Raw genomic sequence first — 15,381 nt, forward strand, 5'->3', positions numbered from 1 at the left:
GTCGCCCGCCGTCGACGACGGGCAGGTGGCGGATGCGCTTTTGCGTCATCTGCGACAGCGCGCCCATCACCGCCATGTCCGAATCGCAGGTGACGGGCGATTTGGTCATCACCTCGTCGAGGCTGCGGTCGAGCGCTTCGGGGCCATAGGAGGACATAAGTCGCACCAGGTCGCGCTCCGAAAAAATGCCGACGATCAAATCATCTTCCACCACGGGCACCGCGCCGATGCGATGCTGGGCGAGCAGGTCGATCACCGCGCGCACCGTATCGCCGGGCCGCGCCAAAATCACCGCGCCCGTACGCCCGTGAAGAATCGCTCCGATCGTCATAGGTGCCGCTCCCTTGTCCATTTTCCGTTGCCGACAAAGCCTATCATGATTCGCGGCAATGCCGAAACCGACATCTGACGCTAGGTCCCATACCCCTTACCGGCGCGTTCGAGGTTTGAAGCGATTTTGTTCAGCGCGAGAAGGCAAGGCGAAGGAATATGTCGATATTTCAAGACTTGCTGACGAAGCAATGGACAAAATCGGTCAAATCGCGAAGCGACGCCGAAATGGCTTCGATCTCGGCTCCGGTCGGCCTTGCGGGTAGAACCACTACACGCTGCGCCCGCCCGAACCCGATATCTTCGCCATTTCGACGCCTCGAACGCGCCGGTAAGGGGTATGGGACCTAGCCCCATTGCCCCTTGGCCTTCGCGCTCGCTTGGTTCATGGAAGGCGCATGGTCAAACACTCGCCGCTCGACGACCGCACGACGTCGGATATCGCCTGGGCGCGCTATCGCCGACTGATGCGCGGCATGGCGCTCGTCTCGTTCGTGGCGGTGATCGTCGCGCTCGCCTGGCTGCGCTACACGCTCGGCGACCAGTTCACGATTCACATGGTCATCGCGACCGCGGCGGGCGTCGGCCTGTCGGTGATGCTCGGCGCGGCGCTGATGGGGCTCGTCTTCCTGTCGAGCGGCAGCGGCCATGACGAAGCGATCGACGACCCCTTCGCCGATGACCCAGACATGAATCATGACCGATAAGGCGGCCGATTCGGCCCCGCGCGACCCGATCCTGCGCATCGTCCCCCGCCCCGCCGACATCAATGCCAACGGCCATATCTTCGGCGGCTGGGTGCTCAGCCAGATGGACATCGCCGGCGGCATCGTCGCGGGCCGCGAGGCGCAGGGCGCCGTTGCGACGGTCGCGATCGAGACGATGGAGTTCATCGCGCCGATCCTGCTGCGCGACATCATATCGGTCTATGCGCACCTCGAACGGCGCGGCCGCTCGTCGATGGGAATCCGGATCGAGGTCGTCGCGACTCGCGACGGCGGCCGCACCGAGGCGCGCGTCACCGAAGGTCTGTTCACCTTCGTCGCGCTCGACGAAAACCACCGCCCGCGCGCGCTGCCGCCGGCCTAATCCTTCGCGCGATAGTCGAGCGTCCGGCTGCCATTGGCGGGCACGGTGACCATCCAGGTCGGCAGGCCATCCTTGCGCGGCAGCTTGCGAAGCCGCGAATCGACTCGCTTCAGGTCATCGATTTCAAAGCCGAGTTCGAGCGCGACCGCAAAGGGGTTCGCATTGGTCACCGTCAGGCGATAATCGTCGCCTTCCTTGCCCGGCGCATAATAGTTATCGGCGGTGACGCGCACCTGGCTGCTTTCGCCGATGACGAGGTTGACCGTCTCGCCGACCGCATGGTCGCGCATCGCGCCCTCACCCGCGAGCAATTCCTCGCCCAGCGCCGACTCGAACACCGCGACCTGCCCGCTCGGCAGCGGTATGCCGAGCTTGCCCGACTCCTTGTTTTCCATCCGCAGCACGATCTCGGTGCCTTCACTCTTCGGCTCGCAGGTCGGACAAAGGCGCAGGCGATAGATGGTGCGAAAGGGCACCTTGTCCTTGACCAGCAGCGCGACCTGCTTTTGCGCATTGGCCGCGACCGTCACCCGCATCGGCACCCGATAGAGTTTGAGATCGCCCAGATCCTCAAGCTCGGCGGTGCTGACCACCGTGATCGCCGTCGGCGACGCCATCAGCGCTTCGCGGCGCTGCGCGGTGACGATGATCTCGTCATAGCTCGCCATCGGGGCGGGCGGAGGCGGTGGCGGTGGGGGCGGCGGCGGGATTCCATAGCGCCCGCTGCCGGTCGGAAAACAGGACAGGCGAAGCTGGGGCTGCGGCGGCGGCTCGACCAGCTCGTCCATATCCTGTTCGATATGGAGCGTCCCCGCGAGCGCCGAGAGATTGGCGTCGGCGAAGCTTTCGCCATTGCTGTTCGCGACGGTCAGCCAGGCAAAGAGGTCGAGCGTCTTGCCATCGCTTGCGACGCGCGCGACATAATTGCTTGCCCAGTCGAACCCCGTCGACAAATAGGTGAGCGTCACCGTCACCCGCTGCGCGGCGGGGCTGCGCGTCGTCACCGACAGCGTCGGCTTCGCGGTCAGCCCCTTCGGCACCCCGTCATAGGTCAGCGTCTCGGGAAGGCCCGAGCAGCGCAGCGCCTCATAGCCGGCGGCGGTGCGCAGCACGACGGCGCCGTCGGGGCCCGATCGGATGAAGGCATCCTCTTCGGTGACCTTCCCCGTCGCGCGGCTGGTGCGGCGAAGATGGACGCGGTTGCCGAGCGACCCGTCGAGCAGGCTGGCCGGCGAGAGCAGCGCGGCGTCGCGATTCTTCTGCACCACCCCGCCCGGCAGGCCGGTGACGATCGCCGACACCGCGACCATCCCTTCGGCCACCCCCTCGAACCGCAGCACCGATTCGCCCGCGGGCAGGTCGATCGTGCGCTGTTCGGAAATCAGCGCGAAGCCGTTCAGGCTGTCGAGGTCGATCTCGCCCCCCGCACCGCGGCCGGGATCGCGAAACGCGCTGACCGAAAGCGAATCGGGGGCCGTCGAGGTCACGACGCCCTGCGCCATCGCGGGCGCGGCGGCGAAAAACAGCGGGAGGACCAGCGACCGGCGCATCGCGGCGCGGATCAATAGCGCGTTTCGAACGTGGCGGTGATCGTCGCTTCGCCGTTGGCGGGCACCGTCACGCGCCATTTGGTCCCGTCGCTGTCGAGCCGTTCGCTCTTCTGGCTTTCGGTGATGATGCGCGTGTCATCCCAATACCAGTCGAGCCCGCGCTGGACGAGGTCGACCGTCACCGGCTGCGGCCGCGCATTGGTGAGCAGATAGGACATCGACGAGCGCCAGGTCGATGGCGATCGCCGCTCGCGCGACACCAATGTCGCCTTGATCTTGACGTCGAAGGCTTCGCCGGTCTTGAGCCCCAGCTCGCTGCCCATCGGGGTATGCCCGATCCGGCTTTCGCCGATGAATTGCGGGTCGCCGCGCAGGTCGCGCTGGTAGAAGCGCACCGTCCCGGCGGGCAGCGCATCGCCCAGCCCGCCCTCGGCGCTCGAACTGAACTTGATCACGCTCGCCGCGCTCTTCGGCTCGCTCATATTGTCGAAGCCGCCGACCGTATATTCATAGATTTTCTGCGCCGGCACCTTTGCCACGTCGAGGAAGCTGACCTGCTTCGTCTGCGCGTTGGCGATCGTCGTGCGCTCGGCCAGCGGATAGAGATAATAGTCGCCAAGCTGCTCGCGCGGCGCGGTTTCGGTGCCCGCACGGCGCAATTCGCCCGGCGGTGCGGGTCTCGATCGATAATAGGTGCCGCCATAGCTCGCCATACCCGCCGCCGACGGCGTGCCCGCCACCAGCAAGGTACGCGCCTTGTCGAAGGTCGTGCCGCTGTTGTTGGTCAGCGTCACCCAGCCCTGGACGTCGATCGTCCCCGCCTTTTCATCGTAGAGCGAGACATAGTCCGCCGACCAGCCGAGCCCGCTGGTCAGATAGGACAGCGTCGCCGGCCGCGTTCCGGCGCTTTTGCTCTCGACGGTGATCGACAGCGTCGGCTTGGCGCGCAGGTTCGGCGGAATCTTGTCGAAGATCACCCGCACCGGCAGCCCGTCGTCGCGCAATATCTCGATGCGCGACCCGATTTCGAGCACCACGCCGCCGTTGACCGCGAGGACTTTCGCGCGCTCGCGCGTCTCGGCGCCGGTCGCGGGGTTGATGCGGAGCAGCGTCACCATCTCGCCGACCGCCTTTTGCATCAGCGCATTGGGCGACAGCAGGTCATAATCGAAATTCTGTTCGACGATCGCGGTGCCCGCGGCGCTGAACGACACCGTCTGCGGCCGGATCTGCGCCGACACGTCGGGAAATTCCTGCCGCGTCCGGCCGGCGGGAAAGGATATCTGCCGGATGTCCTGCACCAGCGACTGGCCGCCATTATAGATGGTGACGGCCACGTCGCCCTGCGCATTGCCGGCCGCCGGATCCTGCGCCGCGGCGGGAACGGCGCCCAGCGCCAGGGTGAGAAAACAAGCACCAGCCAAAGCCCGCATAAAAACCTCCCCCGAACCCTCGTCCGGGGGAGGCTATGGCATGCGCTTTATAAAAACCAGTGCGAAATCGCGGGCTTATTCGGCCGCTTCGACCCCAGTATCGCGCGCCGCCAGCGTGCGGCGGGTGCGGCGCGGCTTCGGGGCGGGCGCTTCGTCGCCGGCATCGGTGGCCTCGGCCTCGCTTGGTTCGGGGCTCGGTTCGGGACGGCCGATCGCCGGCGGCAGCACCGCCGTGTCGATACCGGCGTTGCCGCCGTCGTCATTGGCGTCGGCCGGACGGGCGCGACGCGGGCCGCGGCGATTGGCGCGCGGCGCGGGGGCTACTTCCTCGGTCACCGCTTCGCCGTTATCCTCGGCGTCGGGCTGTGATGCACGGCTTTCGTCACGATCGCGGCGGTTGCCGCGTTCGCGCGGCGGACGATTGCCGCGATTGTCGTCCTCGTCGCGGCGTTCGCCGCCCTGGCGTTCGTTGCCCTGACGCTCACCGCCCTGACGCTCGCGATTGTCGCGATTGCCCTCGGCCCGCTCGGCCCGCTCGGCGGGCGCCTCGGCCTCGAAGTCGCTGTCGTCGTGGCCGTCGAAATCCTCGACGCCGCGAATTTCGCGATGACGGTCGGGGCTGCGTTCCTGCCCGTTCGCCGCCGCCTTTTCTTCCTGGCGAATGCGAAAATCGCTCAGCACCCGGAAATAATGGTCGGCGAATTGCAGATAATATTCGGTCTGGACCCGATCGCCCGAAAGCTGCGCGTCGCGCGCGAGATTACGGTATTTCTCGATCATCTGGGCCGCATTGCCGCGCGCGCGGCTATCGATCCGGTTGGCCTGATCGGCGCCACCGCGACCGCCGGACTGCGGGCGATTATTGTTGCTGCCGTTGTTGTTGCGGCCGCGACGGCGACCGCTCTGTCGGTTGTTCATGTTCAACTGAGACATCCTGATAAGCTAATAAGCTACGCCAACCCCTTTTGGCCGACCGCGCCATCTGCGCGTCGCGCCCGCGCTTCCAAGCGCGGTTCTTGCCCTTTACCGCTTGCGCCGGGCCCCACGGCCCCGCACCAGCATCGTAAGTGGGAAACAGACCAGCCGGACCCATCAAGGGGCCCCGGTCGGGCCTGTGAGCCGCCCCTACCGCGCTTTGCGGCGGAAACCAAGAAAATAATTGCGGGCGATTCAGGGGCGGGTCAGCACGACCGCCCTGTCGCGTCCGCCCAAATCCCGACGGCTTCGGGCCGTAAAACCGGCGGCTTCGGCAAGCTCACTTACCAAGATAAGCTGCCTATGGCCGATTTCAAGGATCGCAGCGCCCCCGGGCGCCAATAGCCGCGGCAGATCGGGAAGGATGCGGCGATAATCGTCGAGCCCGTCGGCGCCCGCGAACAGCGCGCCCGCGGGTTCGTGATCGACGACGTCGGGCATCAAGGCTTCGGAATCGGCGATATAGGGCGGGTTGCAGAGGATCAGGTCGAACGGGCCTTCGAGTCCCGACGTCCAGTCGCCCAGCCGGAATCGCGCGCGTTCGTCCATCGCCAGATCGGCGGCATTGCGCACCGCCCAGTCGACAGCCGTTGCGGATTCGTCGATGCCGACCCCCGTCGCCTCCGGCCACTCGGCCAACGCGGCGAGGAGCAGTGTGCCGGGCCCGCTTCCCAGGTCGAGAATGCGGCGCGGCGCATCGGCCCCGAAATATGCGACGGCCGCCTCGATCAGCGTCTCGCTGTCGGGGCGCGGGATCAACAGGCCCGGCGCGACCGCCAGCCGGATCGTCCAGAAATCGCGATGGCCGACGATATAGGCGACGGGCTCGCGGCGCATCCGCCGCTCGACGAGCGCCGCGAAGCCTTCGGGCACCGCGAAGCGCGACGGGTCGAGCAGCAGTGCCTGCCGCTCGACGCCCAGTGCATGCGCCATCAACAGTTCGGCGTCGAGCCGCGGCGTTTCGGACACGTCTGCGAGCCGCCGCGCCGCGTCGCGCAGCGCCTTCTGAATGTCACCCACACCAAATTCCGTTCGTGTCGAGCGAAGTCGAGACACCCATCGCAATCACGCCAAGCCAAAGGGCATCTCGACTTCGCTCGATGCGAACGGATTCTATTGGATCACTCACCCAGCCCCGCCAGTCGCTGCGCCTGATCCTCGGCGATCAGCGCGTCGATCAACTCGTCCATCTGCCCTTCCAATATCTCGGGCAGGCGGTGGAGCGTCAGGTTGATGCGGTGGTCGGTCACGCGGCCTTGCGGGAAATTATAGGTGCGGATGCGTTCGGAGCGGTCGCCCGACCCGACCATCGACTTGCGCGCCGACGCTTCTGCGCTGTGAATCTTTTCGCGCTCGAGGTCATAGAGGCGCGCGCGCAGCACCTGCATCGCCTTGGCGCGATTCTTGTGCTGGCTGCGCTGGTCCTGCTGGATCACGACGAGCCCCGACGGAAGATGGGTGATGCGGATTGCCGAATCGGTGGTGTTGACGTGCTGGCCGCCCGCACCCGACGCGCGATAAATGTCGATCTTGAGGTCATTGTCGTTGATCGCGACGTCGACTTCCTCGGCCTCGGGCAGCACCGCGACGGTCGCGGCGCTGGTGTGGATGCGCCCGCCGCTTTCGGTGACGGGGACGCGCTGGACGCGGTGGACGCCGCTTTCGAACTTCAGCTTGGCAAAGACGCCCTGCCCCACGACGCTCGCGACGACTTCCTTATAGCCGCCGACCTCGGTCTCGTTCGCCGAGATGATCTCGACCTTCCAGCCCTGACCATCGGCATAGCGGCTGTACATGCGCAGCAGGTCGCCCGCGAACAGCGCCGCTTCGTCGCCGCCGGTGCCGGCGCGGATTTCGAGCATCGCGGCGCGTTCGTCGGCGACGTCTTTGGGCAGCAGCCTGATCGCGAGGTCGTGCTCGGCGGCGGGCAGCGCCGCGTCGATCGCCGCGATTTCCTCGGCGGCCATCGCCTTCATCTCGGGATCGGCGAGCATCTCGGTCAGCGACGCGAGTTCCCCGCGCAGCCGCACCACCGCGCGCGCCGCCACCGCGACGGGCTCAAGCTCGGCAAACTCCTTCGACGCGGCGACGAAATCGGCGGGCGCCATATCGCCCGTCGCCATGCGCGCCTGCAGCGCCGCGTGGCGTTCGATGATCGCGTCGATCTGGCGTTCGGGAATGGAGGTCATCTACTCGCTATCATTTCAATTCTTCGTCATGCTGAACTTGTTTCAGCATCCATGGTCGAACATCGCGTCCTCAGGCCATGGACCCCGGATCAAGTCCGGGGTGACGAAAAGAAGGATTCGAAAATGTCGTGAGCCGCAGGCGAGCGGTTATAGCGATCATCCAGAAGCTTGATGCTCCGCGTGTGCACTCCTTCGCGGACGTCGAGCGAAACGATCAAGGCCGGTTCAAGTTTACGCGCACGATCAAATCGTTTTCGGGGACTGCCCGTCGCCACAAGTTCGGCCCAAAAGCCCGAGCGGCGAAAAGCGGACGTCAAACTGGAAGCCGTCAGTTCGCAGTCCGCGTTTTCGGCAACCACCGCGACGTCCGGCACAAAAGTTCTGAACGCACCCGCCTCTTCCACCAGCATCGCCAGCCGCTCGATCCCCGCCGCCCAGCCGACCGCCGGGGTCACGGGGCCGCCGAGATTTTCGATCAGCCCGTCATAACGCCCGCCGCCGAGCACGGTGCCCTGCGCGCCAAGACGGTCGGTGACGAATTCGAAGGCGGTGTGGCGATAATAGTCGAGCCCGCGCACGAGCCGGGCATTGCGCTCCCACGCCACGCCCGCGGCGTCGAGGCCCGCGGTCACCGCGCCGAAGAAGTCCTGCGCTTCGCTTGTCAGATAGGCGTCGATATCGGGGGCGCTGTCGGCGATCGGGCGGTCTTTTGGATCCTTGCTGTCGAGGATGCGCAGCGGATTCTTGTCGAGCCGCGCGAGGCTGTCTTCGGACAAATCGCCGCGATGTTCCATGAAATGCTCGACCAGCGCGCCGCGCCACGCCTCGCGGCTTTCCACGTCGCCAAGCGTGTTGAGCGTCAGCGTCACCCCCTCGGCGACGCCCAGTTCCTTCAAAAGCTGGTCGGCGAATATCAGCAATTCGGCATCGGCGAGCGGGCTATCGCTGCCGATGATTTCGGCGTCGAGCTGGTGGAACTGGCGGTAGCGCCCTTTTTGCGGTCGCTCGTAGCGGAACAGCGGGCCGTGCGTCGCGACCTTGAGCGGCGCGAATTGCTGCCAGCCATTCGTGATGTAAGCGCGAGCGATGCCGGCGGTGAATTCAGGACGCAGCGTGATCGATTCGCCGCCGCGATCCTCGAAACTATACATTTCCTTCGACACGACGTCGGTCGTCTCGCCCAGGCTGCGCGCGAACACCGCGGTCGGTTCGATCACCGGCACCTCGACCCGCTTGAAGCCATAGAGGCGGCGCACCCGATCGAAGGCGTCGACCACATGCAGGAAGCGATCGGCGAAATCGCCGAGCATATCCTGGGTGCCGCGCACCGGCTGCGGGGCCTTGATCTTTGCGGATTTGTCCTTGCTCATGCGCCGCGCGTCTAGTCGATTTTGCATATTGCGCAAAGCCCCCTCTCCCCTTGCGGGAGAGGGATGCGAAGACTTGGCAGCTTGCTGCCTAGTCGAAGCTGGGTGAGGGGTTGCGAGCCACTGGCTCGCGCGGTCGCTGAGCGACCGCAACCCCTCATCCAACTGCGCCTAGGCGCTTCGCGCCAAGGCTGCGTATCCTTCTCCCGCAAGGGGAGAAGGTTGTAGAAAGGAGCGTTTCCCGGCAGAGAGTCCTCATGAAAAAGACACGCTTGATCGCAGCCGCTCTCATCGCTCTCGCCACCCCTGCACACGCCCAGGACGGCAACAGCCGCCCGCAGCCGGTGGTTCAGCCGCACATCATCCCGCTGCCCGCCGACAAGCCCTATCCCGGCACGATGCAGCTCAAGGTCGATGCGACCGATTATATGCGCGGCATCTTTCATGTCCGCCAGACGATCCCGGTCGCCAAGGCGGGCAAGTTCACCCTGCTCTATCCGCAATGGCTGCCCGGCAAGCACGCCCCGCGCGGGGCGATCGCCGAGATTGCGGGCTTCCGGCCAAGTGCCGGCGGCAAGCCACTGAGTTGGACGCGCCAGCCGACCGACGTCTACGCCTTTGACATCGACGTGCCCGCGGGCACGAAAAGCATCGACGTCGCCTTCGACTTCCTGTCGCCGACGCGCACCAGCGAAGGCCGCGTCGTCGTCACCCCGGCGATGATGAACCTGCAATGGGAGCAGGTCAGCCTCTATCCCGCCGGCATTTTCACCCGCTACATCCCGGTGCAACTCGACGTGACGCTCCCCGATGGCTGGACGGGCGCGGCGGCGCTCGACGGCCTCAAGGTCGCGGGCAATCGCTACAGCTATGCGCCGACGAGCTATGAAACGCTGGTCGACAGCCCGATGTTTGCGGGCAAATATTTTCGCAAATGGGATCTCGGGCAAAATGTCACGCTGAACGTCGTCGCCGACGAGGCCCAATATCTGGAGGCCAAACCCGACCAGATCGCCCGCCATGCCGCGCTGGTGGCGGAGGCGGTCGCGCTGTTCGGCGTCCGTCATTTCGACCGCTATGAATTTCTGCTCGCGCTGACCGACGAACTCGGCGGCATCGGGCTCGAACATCATCGCAGCAGCGAGAACAGCAGCGATCCGGATTATTTCACCAAATGGGACGATGGCGAGACGCTGCGCGGGCTGCTCCCGCACGAATTCACGCATAGCTGGAACGGCAAATACCGCCGCCCCGACAAGCTGTGGACCCCCGATTTCCGTACCCCGATGCAGGGCAATCTGCTGTGGGTCTATGAAGGCCAGACGAGCTTCTGGGATCTCGTCCTCGCCGGCCGGTCGGGGATGCAGTCGAAGGATATGATCCTGTCCGAATGGGCGACCAACGCCGCTTATTTCAGCGTCGAGGCGGGGCGCGACTGGCGCTCGGTCGAGGATACGACGCTCGACCCCGTCATCGCGGGGCGCAAGGCGCGCGCTTTCCCCAGCGCGACACGCACCGAGGATTATTACAACGAAGGCTCGCTGATGTGGCTCGAGGCGGACATGATCATCCGTCAGGCCACGAACGACACCAAGAGCCTCGACGATTTCGCCAAGGGCTTTTTTGGCGGCAAGAATGGCGACTGGGGCGAGGTCACCTATAATTTCGACGATGTCGTCGCGGCGCTGAACGCGGTCCACCCCTATGACTGGGCGACATTCCTGCGCGATCATATGCAGCGCCCCGGCCAGCCGGCGCCGGTCGCGGGGATCGAGCGCGCGGGCTACCGCCTCGTCTGGCGCGATGCGCCCAACGCCTATGACCGCGCCCGCATGGCGCGCGCGAAGACCTATGATCTCACCCATTCGCTCGGGATGGTAATCGGCAAGGACGGCGTCGCGGGCAGCATCCTGTGGGACGGCCCCGCCTTTCAGGCCGACATCGTCAATGGCACGAAGATCGTCGCGGTCGATGGCGTCGCTTATACCAAGGACCGGCTGGAAGCCGCGATTCGCGCCGCGACCGACGGCAAGACTCCGGTCCGCCTGCTCGTCGAGCGCGACGGGCGCTATCGCACCGTCGATATCGATTATCACGGCGGCCTGCGCTGGCCGCACCTCGAAAAGGCGGGCGCCGGGCCGGACTGGTTCGACCGCCTGCTCGCGTCGAAGCGCCAGCTCTGATTTCCCCTCGCGCAAGCGGGAGGGGACAAGCTCCCCCCTCGACTTTGCGCCGCTTCCGGCGCTAAAGGCGCGCGCGATTCAAAAACACAAGAGGACATCTCCCATGCGTATCGACCTGATCCCGGCCGGCGACAGCCCGCCCGACAGCCTGAACGTGCTGATCGAAGTGCCGATCGGCGGCGAGCCGGTGAAATATGAATTCGACAAGGCGTCGGGAGCGCTGTTCGTCGACCGTTTCCTGCACACCCCGATGCGCTACCCCGCCAATTACGGTTTCATCCCGCACACGCTGGGCGACGATGGCGACCCGCTCGACGCGCTCGTCGTCGCGCGCTCGCCGATCATCGCGGGCGCGGTGGTCAAGTGCCGCCCGATCGGCGTCCTCCTGATGGAAGACGATGCCGGCGGCGACGAAAAGCTGCTGTGCGTGCCCGTCAACAAGACCTTTCCTTATTATGACAAGGTCAAGACCTACAAGGACATGCCCGAGATCGTGCTCCAGCAGATCGAGCATTTCTTCACCCATTATAAGGATCTCGAGCCCGGCAAATGGGCGAAGCTCAACGGCTGGGGCGATGTCGACGAGGCGAAACGCATCATCGTCGAATGTATCGAGCGTGCGAAGACGACCGGGCTTTAACGTCCGCTTGCGGGCGCCGGACCCTCATCCGGCGCCCCGACCATCCGCAGGTCGGTGCGCGGATAGGGGATGCGGATGCCCGCGTCCCTGAACCGCTCCCAAATTCCCAGAAACACCTCGCCCTGGATGTTGCCGAGCCCCGATTCGGGGTCCGAAATCCAAAAGCGCAGCTCATGCTCGACTCCGCGTTCGCTGAAGGCGGTGATCCACACCACCGGCGCGGGGTCGGCGAGGATGCGCGGATTGGCCTTCGCGACCTCGACGATGATTGCCTGCGCCGCGCGCAGGTCGCATTCATAGGCGACGGGAACCCGCATCCGCACCCGCACGTCGCGGCTCGAATAGCTCCAATTCTCGACCGGCTGGGTCATCAGCAGTTCGTTCGGAATCAGATGCTTCTTGCCGTCGCGGGTGATGACGTTGACCGCGCGTACCCCGATCTTTGCGACGCGCCCGACATTGGGCACCCCGCCAGGCAGCGGCCCGGCGCCCATCGACGCGGCGTCGCCGACGACGATCACGTCGCCGGGCTGGATCGATCGGTCCATCAGCAAGATGATTCCCGCGATCAGATTGCCGACCGTCTTTTGCAGCCCGAAACCGATCGCCAGCCCCGCCGCGCCCGAAAAGACCGCGAGCGTCGTCAGGTCGATGCCGAGCAGGTCGATGCCGAGCAGCAGCGCGAAGGAGGCGAGCGCGATCGCGATCAGCTTTTCGGTGAGCAATCGCTGCGCCTGGTCGATCTGCGTATTGCGGCGGAGCAGCCATTTGATCGCGCGCATCACCAGCTTGACCCCGATCCACAACAGGACCGCGACGATGATCGTCGAAAAAAGGCCATAAAGCGACAGGCGGTAGGAGCCGACGTCGAGCCCGATCGCCTGCATCGCCTCGACGACGCGCGTGACGCTTTCGCGAACCCCGCCGCCGCTCATAGCGCCGCGAAGCCGCGTTCGAGGTCGGCGATCAGGTCGGCGGGATCCTCGAGCCCGATCGACAAACGGACGAGCGCGTCGGGATCGATCCACCGCGTCGCGGTGCGGATCGTCTGCGGGTCGCCCGGCACGGCAAGGCTTTCATAGCCGCCCCAGCTAAAGCCGATGCCGAAATGCGCAAGCGCGTCGATGAAGCGCGCGCGCGCCACGTCGTCACCGCCCTTCAGCGTGAAACCGAACAGACCGCTCGTCCCGGCAAAGTCGCGTGACCACAGCGCGTGGCCCGGATCGCCCGGCAGCGCCGGATGCAGCACCCGCCCGACCTCCGCCCGTCCGGCGAGCCAGGTCGCGACCGCAAGCCCATTGTCGCCATGCCGCGCCAGCCGCACGTCGAGCGTGCGAAGGCCGCGCAGCACCAGCGCGCAATCGTCGGGCGAAACCGCCTGGCCGAGCTGATAGGCCGCGTGGCGCAGCTTGGGCCACACCGCTTTCGTCGCGGTCAGGCTGCCCATCATCGCGTCGCTGTGCCCGCCGACATATTTGGTGAGGCTCATCATCGTCACGTCGACACCATGCGCGAGCGCGGGAAAAAGCAAGGGCGTCGCCCAGGTGTTGTCGAGCATCGTCAGCACGCCGCGCGCACGGGCGAGTGCGGTGATCGCGGGAATATCCTGCACCTCGAAGGTCAGGCTACCCGGCGATTCGAGAAAGATCAGCTTCGTCGCGGGCTCGATCAGATCGGCGATGTCGGCGCCGACCAGCGGATCGTAGAAGCTCGACCGCACGCCCATCCGCGCGAGCATGCCGTTGCAGAAAGCGCGCGTCGGCTCATAGGCGCTGTCGACCATCAGCAGATGGTCGCCGGGCGAAAGCAGCGCGAGCAGCCCCGCCGAAATCGCCGCGACTCCCGAGGGATAGAGCAGGCTGCCCTCCGCGCCGGGCTCCATCATCGTCAGCGCATCGGCGAGCGCCCAGACGGTCGGCGTCCCACGCCGGCCGTAATAAAATTTGTCATGCGTCGAAGCCCCACGCGCTTTGAGGTCGGCGATGCTGTCATAGAGGATCGTCGAGGCCCGCCACACCGGCGGGTTGACGACCCCACCGCCGAGCCGTGGATCGCCCGTCCATTCGGGCCGCCGCCCGCCCTGCACCAGTTTCGTCGCGGGGCGGAGGGTCTGATCGTCGTTTTTGCTCATGCCCGCCTTGTTAGCGCAGCCCTAGCCAAAATCCAGTAGCAGGCCACCCGCCGAACAGATCGCCAGCAGCGGAATAATCCCGATGCGGACGCGAAAGAGCAGCACGAAGGCGAGAATCGCCAGCAGCACGGCCGAAAGGTCCATACTCGACGGCACCGGCACGTCGATGCCCCACGACGCTCGCCCGATCCGGCGAAAAAGAGTGTGAAGCGCGAACCACAAGGACAGGTTGGCGATCACCCCGACCACCGCCGCCGTCACCGCGGCGAGTGCGCCCTTCAGCCCCGCCGCGCGCTCGAGCCGATCGATCCACGGCGCGAAAGCGAAGATCCACAGGAAGCAGGGCGCAAAGGTCACCCACAGCGTCAGCAGGCTGCCGAGCAACGCCGCGACGAAAGGCGTGAAGGGTGCGGCGTCGCGCCACGCGGCGAGGAAACCAACGAACTGGGTGACGAGAATCAGCGGCCCCGGCGTCGTCTCGGCCAGGCCCAGCCCGTCGGCCATCTCGCCGGGGTGCAGCCAGCCGAAGCCGCTCACCGCTTCCTGCGCCATATAGGCGAGCACCGCATAGGCGCCGCCGAAGCTCACCACCGCAAGCTGCGAAAAGAAGGCGCCGATATCCCACAAGACATGCCCCCGTCCCAGCGTTGCGAGGATCAGCACCATCGGCGCCGCCCAGACCGCGCTCCACAGCAGCACCGCCGACAGGCTCTGCCGCCAGGCCGAGCGGGCGGGCGGCAGCAGCCCAGCCTTTGCGGGCACCAGCTTCATCCAGCCGGGCCGCCACCGCGCCGCGGCCCAGCCGAGCAGCAGCGCCGAGAGGACGACGAACGGAAAGGGCAGCGCGAACAATGCCAGCGCGGCGAAGGAGGCCGCCGCGATGCCGCGCAGGAACGGCGTCTTGAGCGCGCGGCCGGCGATGCGGATGAGCGCCTGCACGACAACCGCGAGCACCGCCGCCTTGATGCCAAGGAACAGGGCTGCAAACCAGTCGAGCCCCGCCGCGAGCACATAAAGCGTCGACAGGCCGAACATGACGAGCGCGCCGGGGACGACGAACAGCAACCCCGCCGCAAGCCCGCCGCGAAAGCCGTGCAGCCGCCAACCGATCCAGGTCGCAAGCTGCTGCGCCTCGGGCCCCGGCAGCAGATGGCAGAAGTTGAGCGCGTGGAGAAAGGTCGACTCGTCGACCCAGCGCCGATCGTCGACGAACTCGCGGTGCATCAGCGCGATCTGCCCGGCAGGCCCGCCGAAGCTGAGCCAGCCGATCCGCGCATAGGCGCGAACAGCCTCCGCGAAGCTGGGTTGGGCGGGAGCGAGAGTTTGGTCGGGCAATCCGGTCATCGGTCATACTTCCCCATCCGGCGGAGCCGGGTGAAAAAGCAACGCTTGGGCGACGGCCTGACCGGGGGGTTGCCTCACCCCGATGCGCCGAGATTAACGCGGCGCAGCGGGGTACGACAAGACAGAAAAGCAGCGCGGCCGCAAAGCCGC

The 15,381-nt window shown here is 66.0% G+C and carries 14 protein-coding genes (1 of these 14 cut by a window edge); 4 read left to right on the plus strand and 10 right to left on the minus strand.

Translation table 11 applies throughout. The features are described from left to right. Positions 1-331, minus strand: partial view of a CBS domain-containing protein gene (locus CVO77_RS08860; protein WP_105998716.1) — the 5' portion only. The gene continues 95 nt to the left of window position 1, outside the view; the window shows 331 of its 426 coding nt (coding positions 1-331); its start codon is at positions 329-331; the stop codon falls past the left edge of the window. Positions 332-728: 397 nt separating this feature from the next. Here CVO77_RS08860 and CVO77_RS08870 point away from each other — a divergent pair, with 397 nt between their 5' ends. Further along, positions 729-1,037: a hypothetical protein gene (locus CVO77_RS08870; protein WP_105998717.1), complete on the plus strand. Its 309-nt coding sequence runs from the start codon at positions 729-731 to the stop codon at positions 1,035-1,037. After that, the gene (locus CVO77_RS08875) at positions 1,027-1,419 is read left to right on the plus strand and encodes an acyl-CoA thioesterase (RefSeq protein ID WP_105998718.1); all 393 of its coding nucleotides are present in this window, start codon (positions 1,027-1,029) and stop codon (positions 1,417-1,419) included. The genes CVO77_RS08870 and CVO77_RS08875 overlap by 11 nt, the downstream gene beginning before the upstream one ends. On the opposite strand, the gene CVO77_RS08880 is transcribed toward CVO77_RS08875, so the two are convergent. The 6 genes from CVO77_RS08880 to hisS all read right to left on the minus strand — a co-directional run bounded on the left by CVO77_RS08880 (position 1,416) and on the right by hisS (position 8,936). Continuing rightward, complete coding sequence (locus CVO77_RS08880; RefSeq protein ID WP_106000745.1) at positions 1,416-2,969, minus strand: DUF4139 domain-containing protein; 1,554 nt, start codon at positions 2,967-2,969, stop codon at positions 1,416-1,418. The genes CVO77_RS08875 and CVO77_RS08880 overlap by 4 nt on opposite strands. A gap of 11 nt (positions 2,970-2,980) precedes the next feature. Beyond that, entirely contained in the window at positions 2,981-4,402 is a 1,422-nt protein-coding gene (locus CVO77_RS08885) for a DUF4139 domain-containing protein (RefSeq protein WP_105998719.1), read from the minus strand. 75 nt (positions 4,403-4,477) lie between these two features. Then, positions 4,478-5,320: a DUF4167 domain-containing protein gene (locus tag CVO77_RS08890; protein ID WP_105998720.1), complete on the minus strand. Its 843-nt coding sequence runs from the start codon at positions 5,318-5,320 to the stop codon at positions 4,478-4,480. A 252-nt stretch (positions 5,321-5,572) separates the two neighbouring features. Further along, positions 5,573-6,388, minus strand: coding sequence for a peptide chain release factor N(5)-glutamine methyltransferase (prmC, locus tag CVO77_RS08895; protein ID WP_106000746.1), 816 nt, complete (start codon positions 6,386-6,388; stop codon positions 5,573-5,575). Between the two features lie 110 nt (positions 6,389-6,498). Further along, a complete protein-coding gene (prfA, locus tag CVO77_RS08900; protein WP_105998721.1) occupies positions 6,499-7,566 on the minus strand; it encodes a peptide chain release factor 1 in 1,068 nt (355 codons plus the stop codon). An 89-nt stretch (positions 7,567-7,655) separates the two neighbouring features. After that, positions 7,656-8,936, minus strand: a complete 1,281-nt coding sequence (gene hisS / locus CVO77_RS08905) for a histidine--tRNA ligase (RefSeq protein ID WP_105998722.1) — start codon at positions 8,934-8,936, stop codon at positions 7,656-7,658. Positions 8,937-9,190: 254 nt separating this feature from the next. Between hisS and CVO77_RS08910 the strand changes: the two genes are divergently transcribed. Together CVO77_RS08910 and ppa are read left to right on the plus strand one after the other, a co-directional pair. Continuing rightward, entirely contained in the window at positions 9,191-11,116 is a 1,926-nt protein-coding gene (locus CVO77_RS08910) for a M61 family metallopeptidase (protein ID WP_105998723.1), read from the plus strand. 103 nt (positions 11,117-11,219) lie between these two features. Then, on the plus strand, positions 11,220-11,756 hold the full coding sequence (gene ppa, locus CVO77_RS08915) for an inorganic diphosphatase (RefSeq protein WP_105998724.1): 537 nt from the start codon (positions 11,220-11,222) through the stop codon (positions 11,754-11,756). On the opposite strand, the gene CVO77_RS08920 is transcribed toward ppa, so the two are convergent. The 3 genes from CVO77_RS08920 to chrA are packed head-to-tail and all read right to left on the minus strand — an operon-like array spanning position 11,753 to position 15,231. Next, positions 11,753-12,691: a mechanosensitive ion channel family protein gene (locus CVO77_RS08920; protein WP_105998725.1), complete on the minus strand. Its 939-nt coding sequence runs from the start codon at positions 12,689-12,691 to the stop codon at positions 11,753-11,755. The two genes, ppa and CVO77_RS08920, sit on opposite strands and share 4 nt — an antisense overlap. After that, positions 12,688-13,887 (minus strand): cystathionine beta-lyase, encoded by a 1,200-nt coding sequence (metC, locus tag CVO77_RS08925; RefSeq protein ID WP_105998726.1) that lies wholly within the window; start codon positions 13,885-13,887, stop codon positions 12,688-12,690. The genes CVO77_RS08920 and metC overlap by 4 nt, the downstream gene beginning before the upstream one ends. Positions 13,888-13,908: 21 nt before the next feature. Next, positions 13,909-15,231 carry a chromate efflux transporter gene (gene chrA, locus CVO77_RS08930; protein WP_105998727.1) on the minus strand — a complete coding sequence of 441 codons (1,323 nt, stop codon included), beginning with the start codon at positions 15,229-15,231 and terminating at the stop codon, positions 13,909-13,911. Positions 15,232-15,381 lie beyond the last annotated feature (150 nt).

The organism is Sphingopyxis lindanitolerans (assembly GCF_002993885.1).
Lineage (GTDB): Bacteria > Pseudomonadota > Alphaproteobacteria > Sphingomonadales > Sphingomonadaceae > Sphingopyxis > Sphingopyxis lindanitolerans.

Bases quoted from the DNA above. Each gene is read 5' to 3' on its own strand.
- CVO77_RS08880 (WP_106000745.1), bottom strand. From the start codon at position 2,969: ATGCGCCGGTCGCTGGTCCTCCCGCTGTTTTTCGCCGCCGCGCCCGCG.
- CVO77_RS08920 (WP_105998725.1), bottom strand. From the start codon at position 12,691: ATGAGCGGCGGCGGGGTTCGCGAAAGCGTCACGCGCGTCGTCGAGGCG.
- hisS (WP_105998722.1), bottom strand. From the start codon at position 8,936: ATGAGCAAGGACAAATCCGCAAAGATCAAGGCCCCGCAGCCGGTGCGC.
- chrA (WP_105998727.1), bottom strand. From the start codon at position 15,231: ATGACCGGATTGCCCGACCAAACTCTCGCTCCCGCCCAACCCAGCTTC.
- CVO77_RS08890 (WP_105998720.1), bottom strand. From the start codon at position 5,320: ATGAACAACCGACAGAGCGGTCGCCGTCGCGGCCGCAACAACAACGGC.
- CVO77_RS08875 (WP_105998718.1), top strand. From the start codon at position 1,027: ATGACCGATAAGGCGGCCGATTCGGCCCCGCGCGACCCGATCCTGCGC.
- prfA (WP_105998721.1), bottom strand. From the start codon at position 7,566: ATGACCTCCATTCCCGAACGCCAGATCGACGCGATCATCGAACGCCAC.
- ppa (WP_105998724.1), top strand. From the start codon at position 11,220: ATGCGTATCGACCTGATCCCGGCCGGCGACAGCCCGCCCGACAGCCTG.
- CVO77_RS08885 (WP_105998719.1), bottom strand. From the start codon at position 4,402: ATGCGGGCTTTGGCTGGTGCTTGTTTTCTCACCCTGGCGCTGGGCGCC.
- CVO77_RS08910 (WP_105998723.1), top strand. From the start codon at position 9,191: ATGAAAAAGACACGCTTGATCGCAGCCGCTCTCATCGCTCTCGCCACC.
- metC (WP_105998726.1), bottom strand. From the start codon at position 13,887: ATGAGCAAAAACGACGATCAGACCCTCCGCCCCGCGACGAAACTGGTG.
- CVO77_RS08870 (WP_105998717.1), top strand. From the start codon at position 729: ATGGTCAAACACTCGCCGCTCGACGACCGCACGACGTCGGATATCGCC.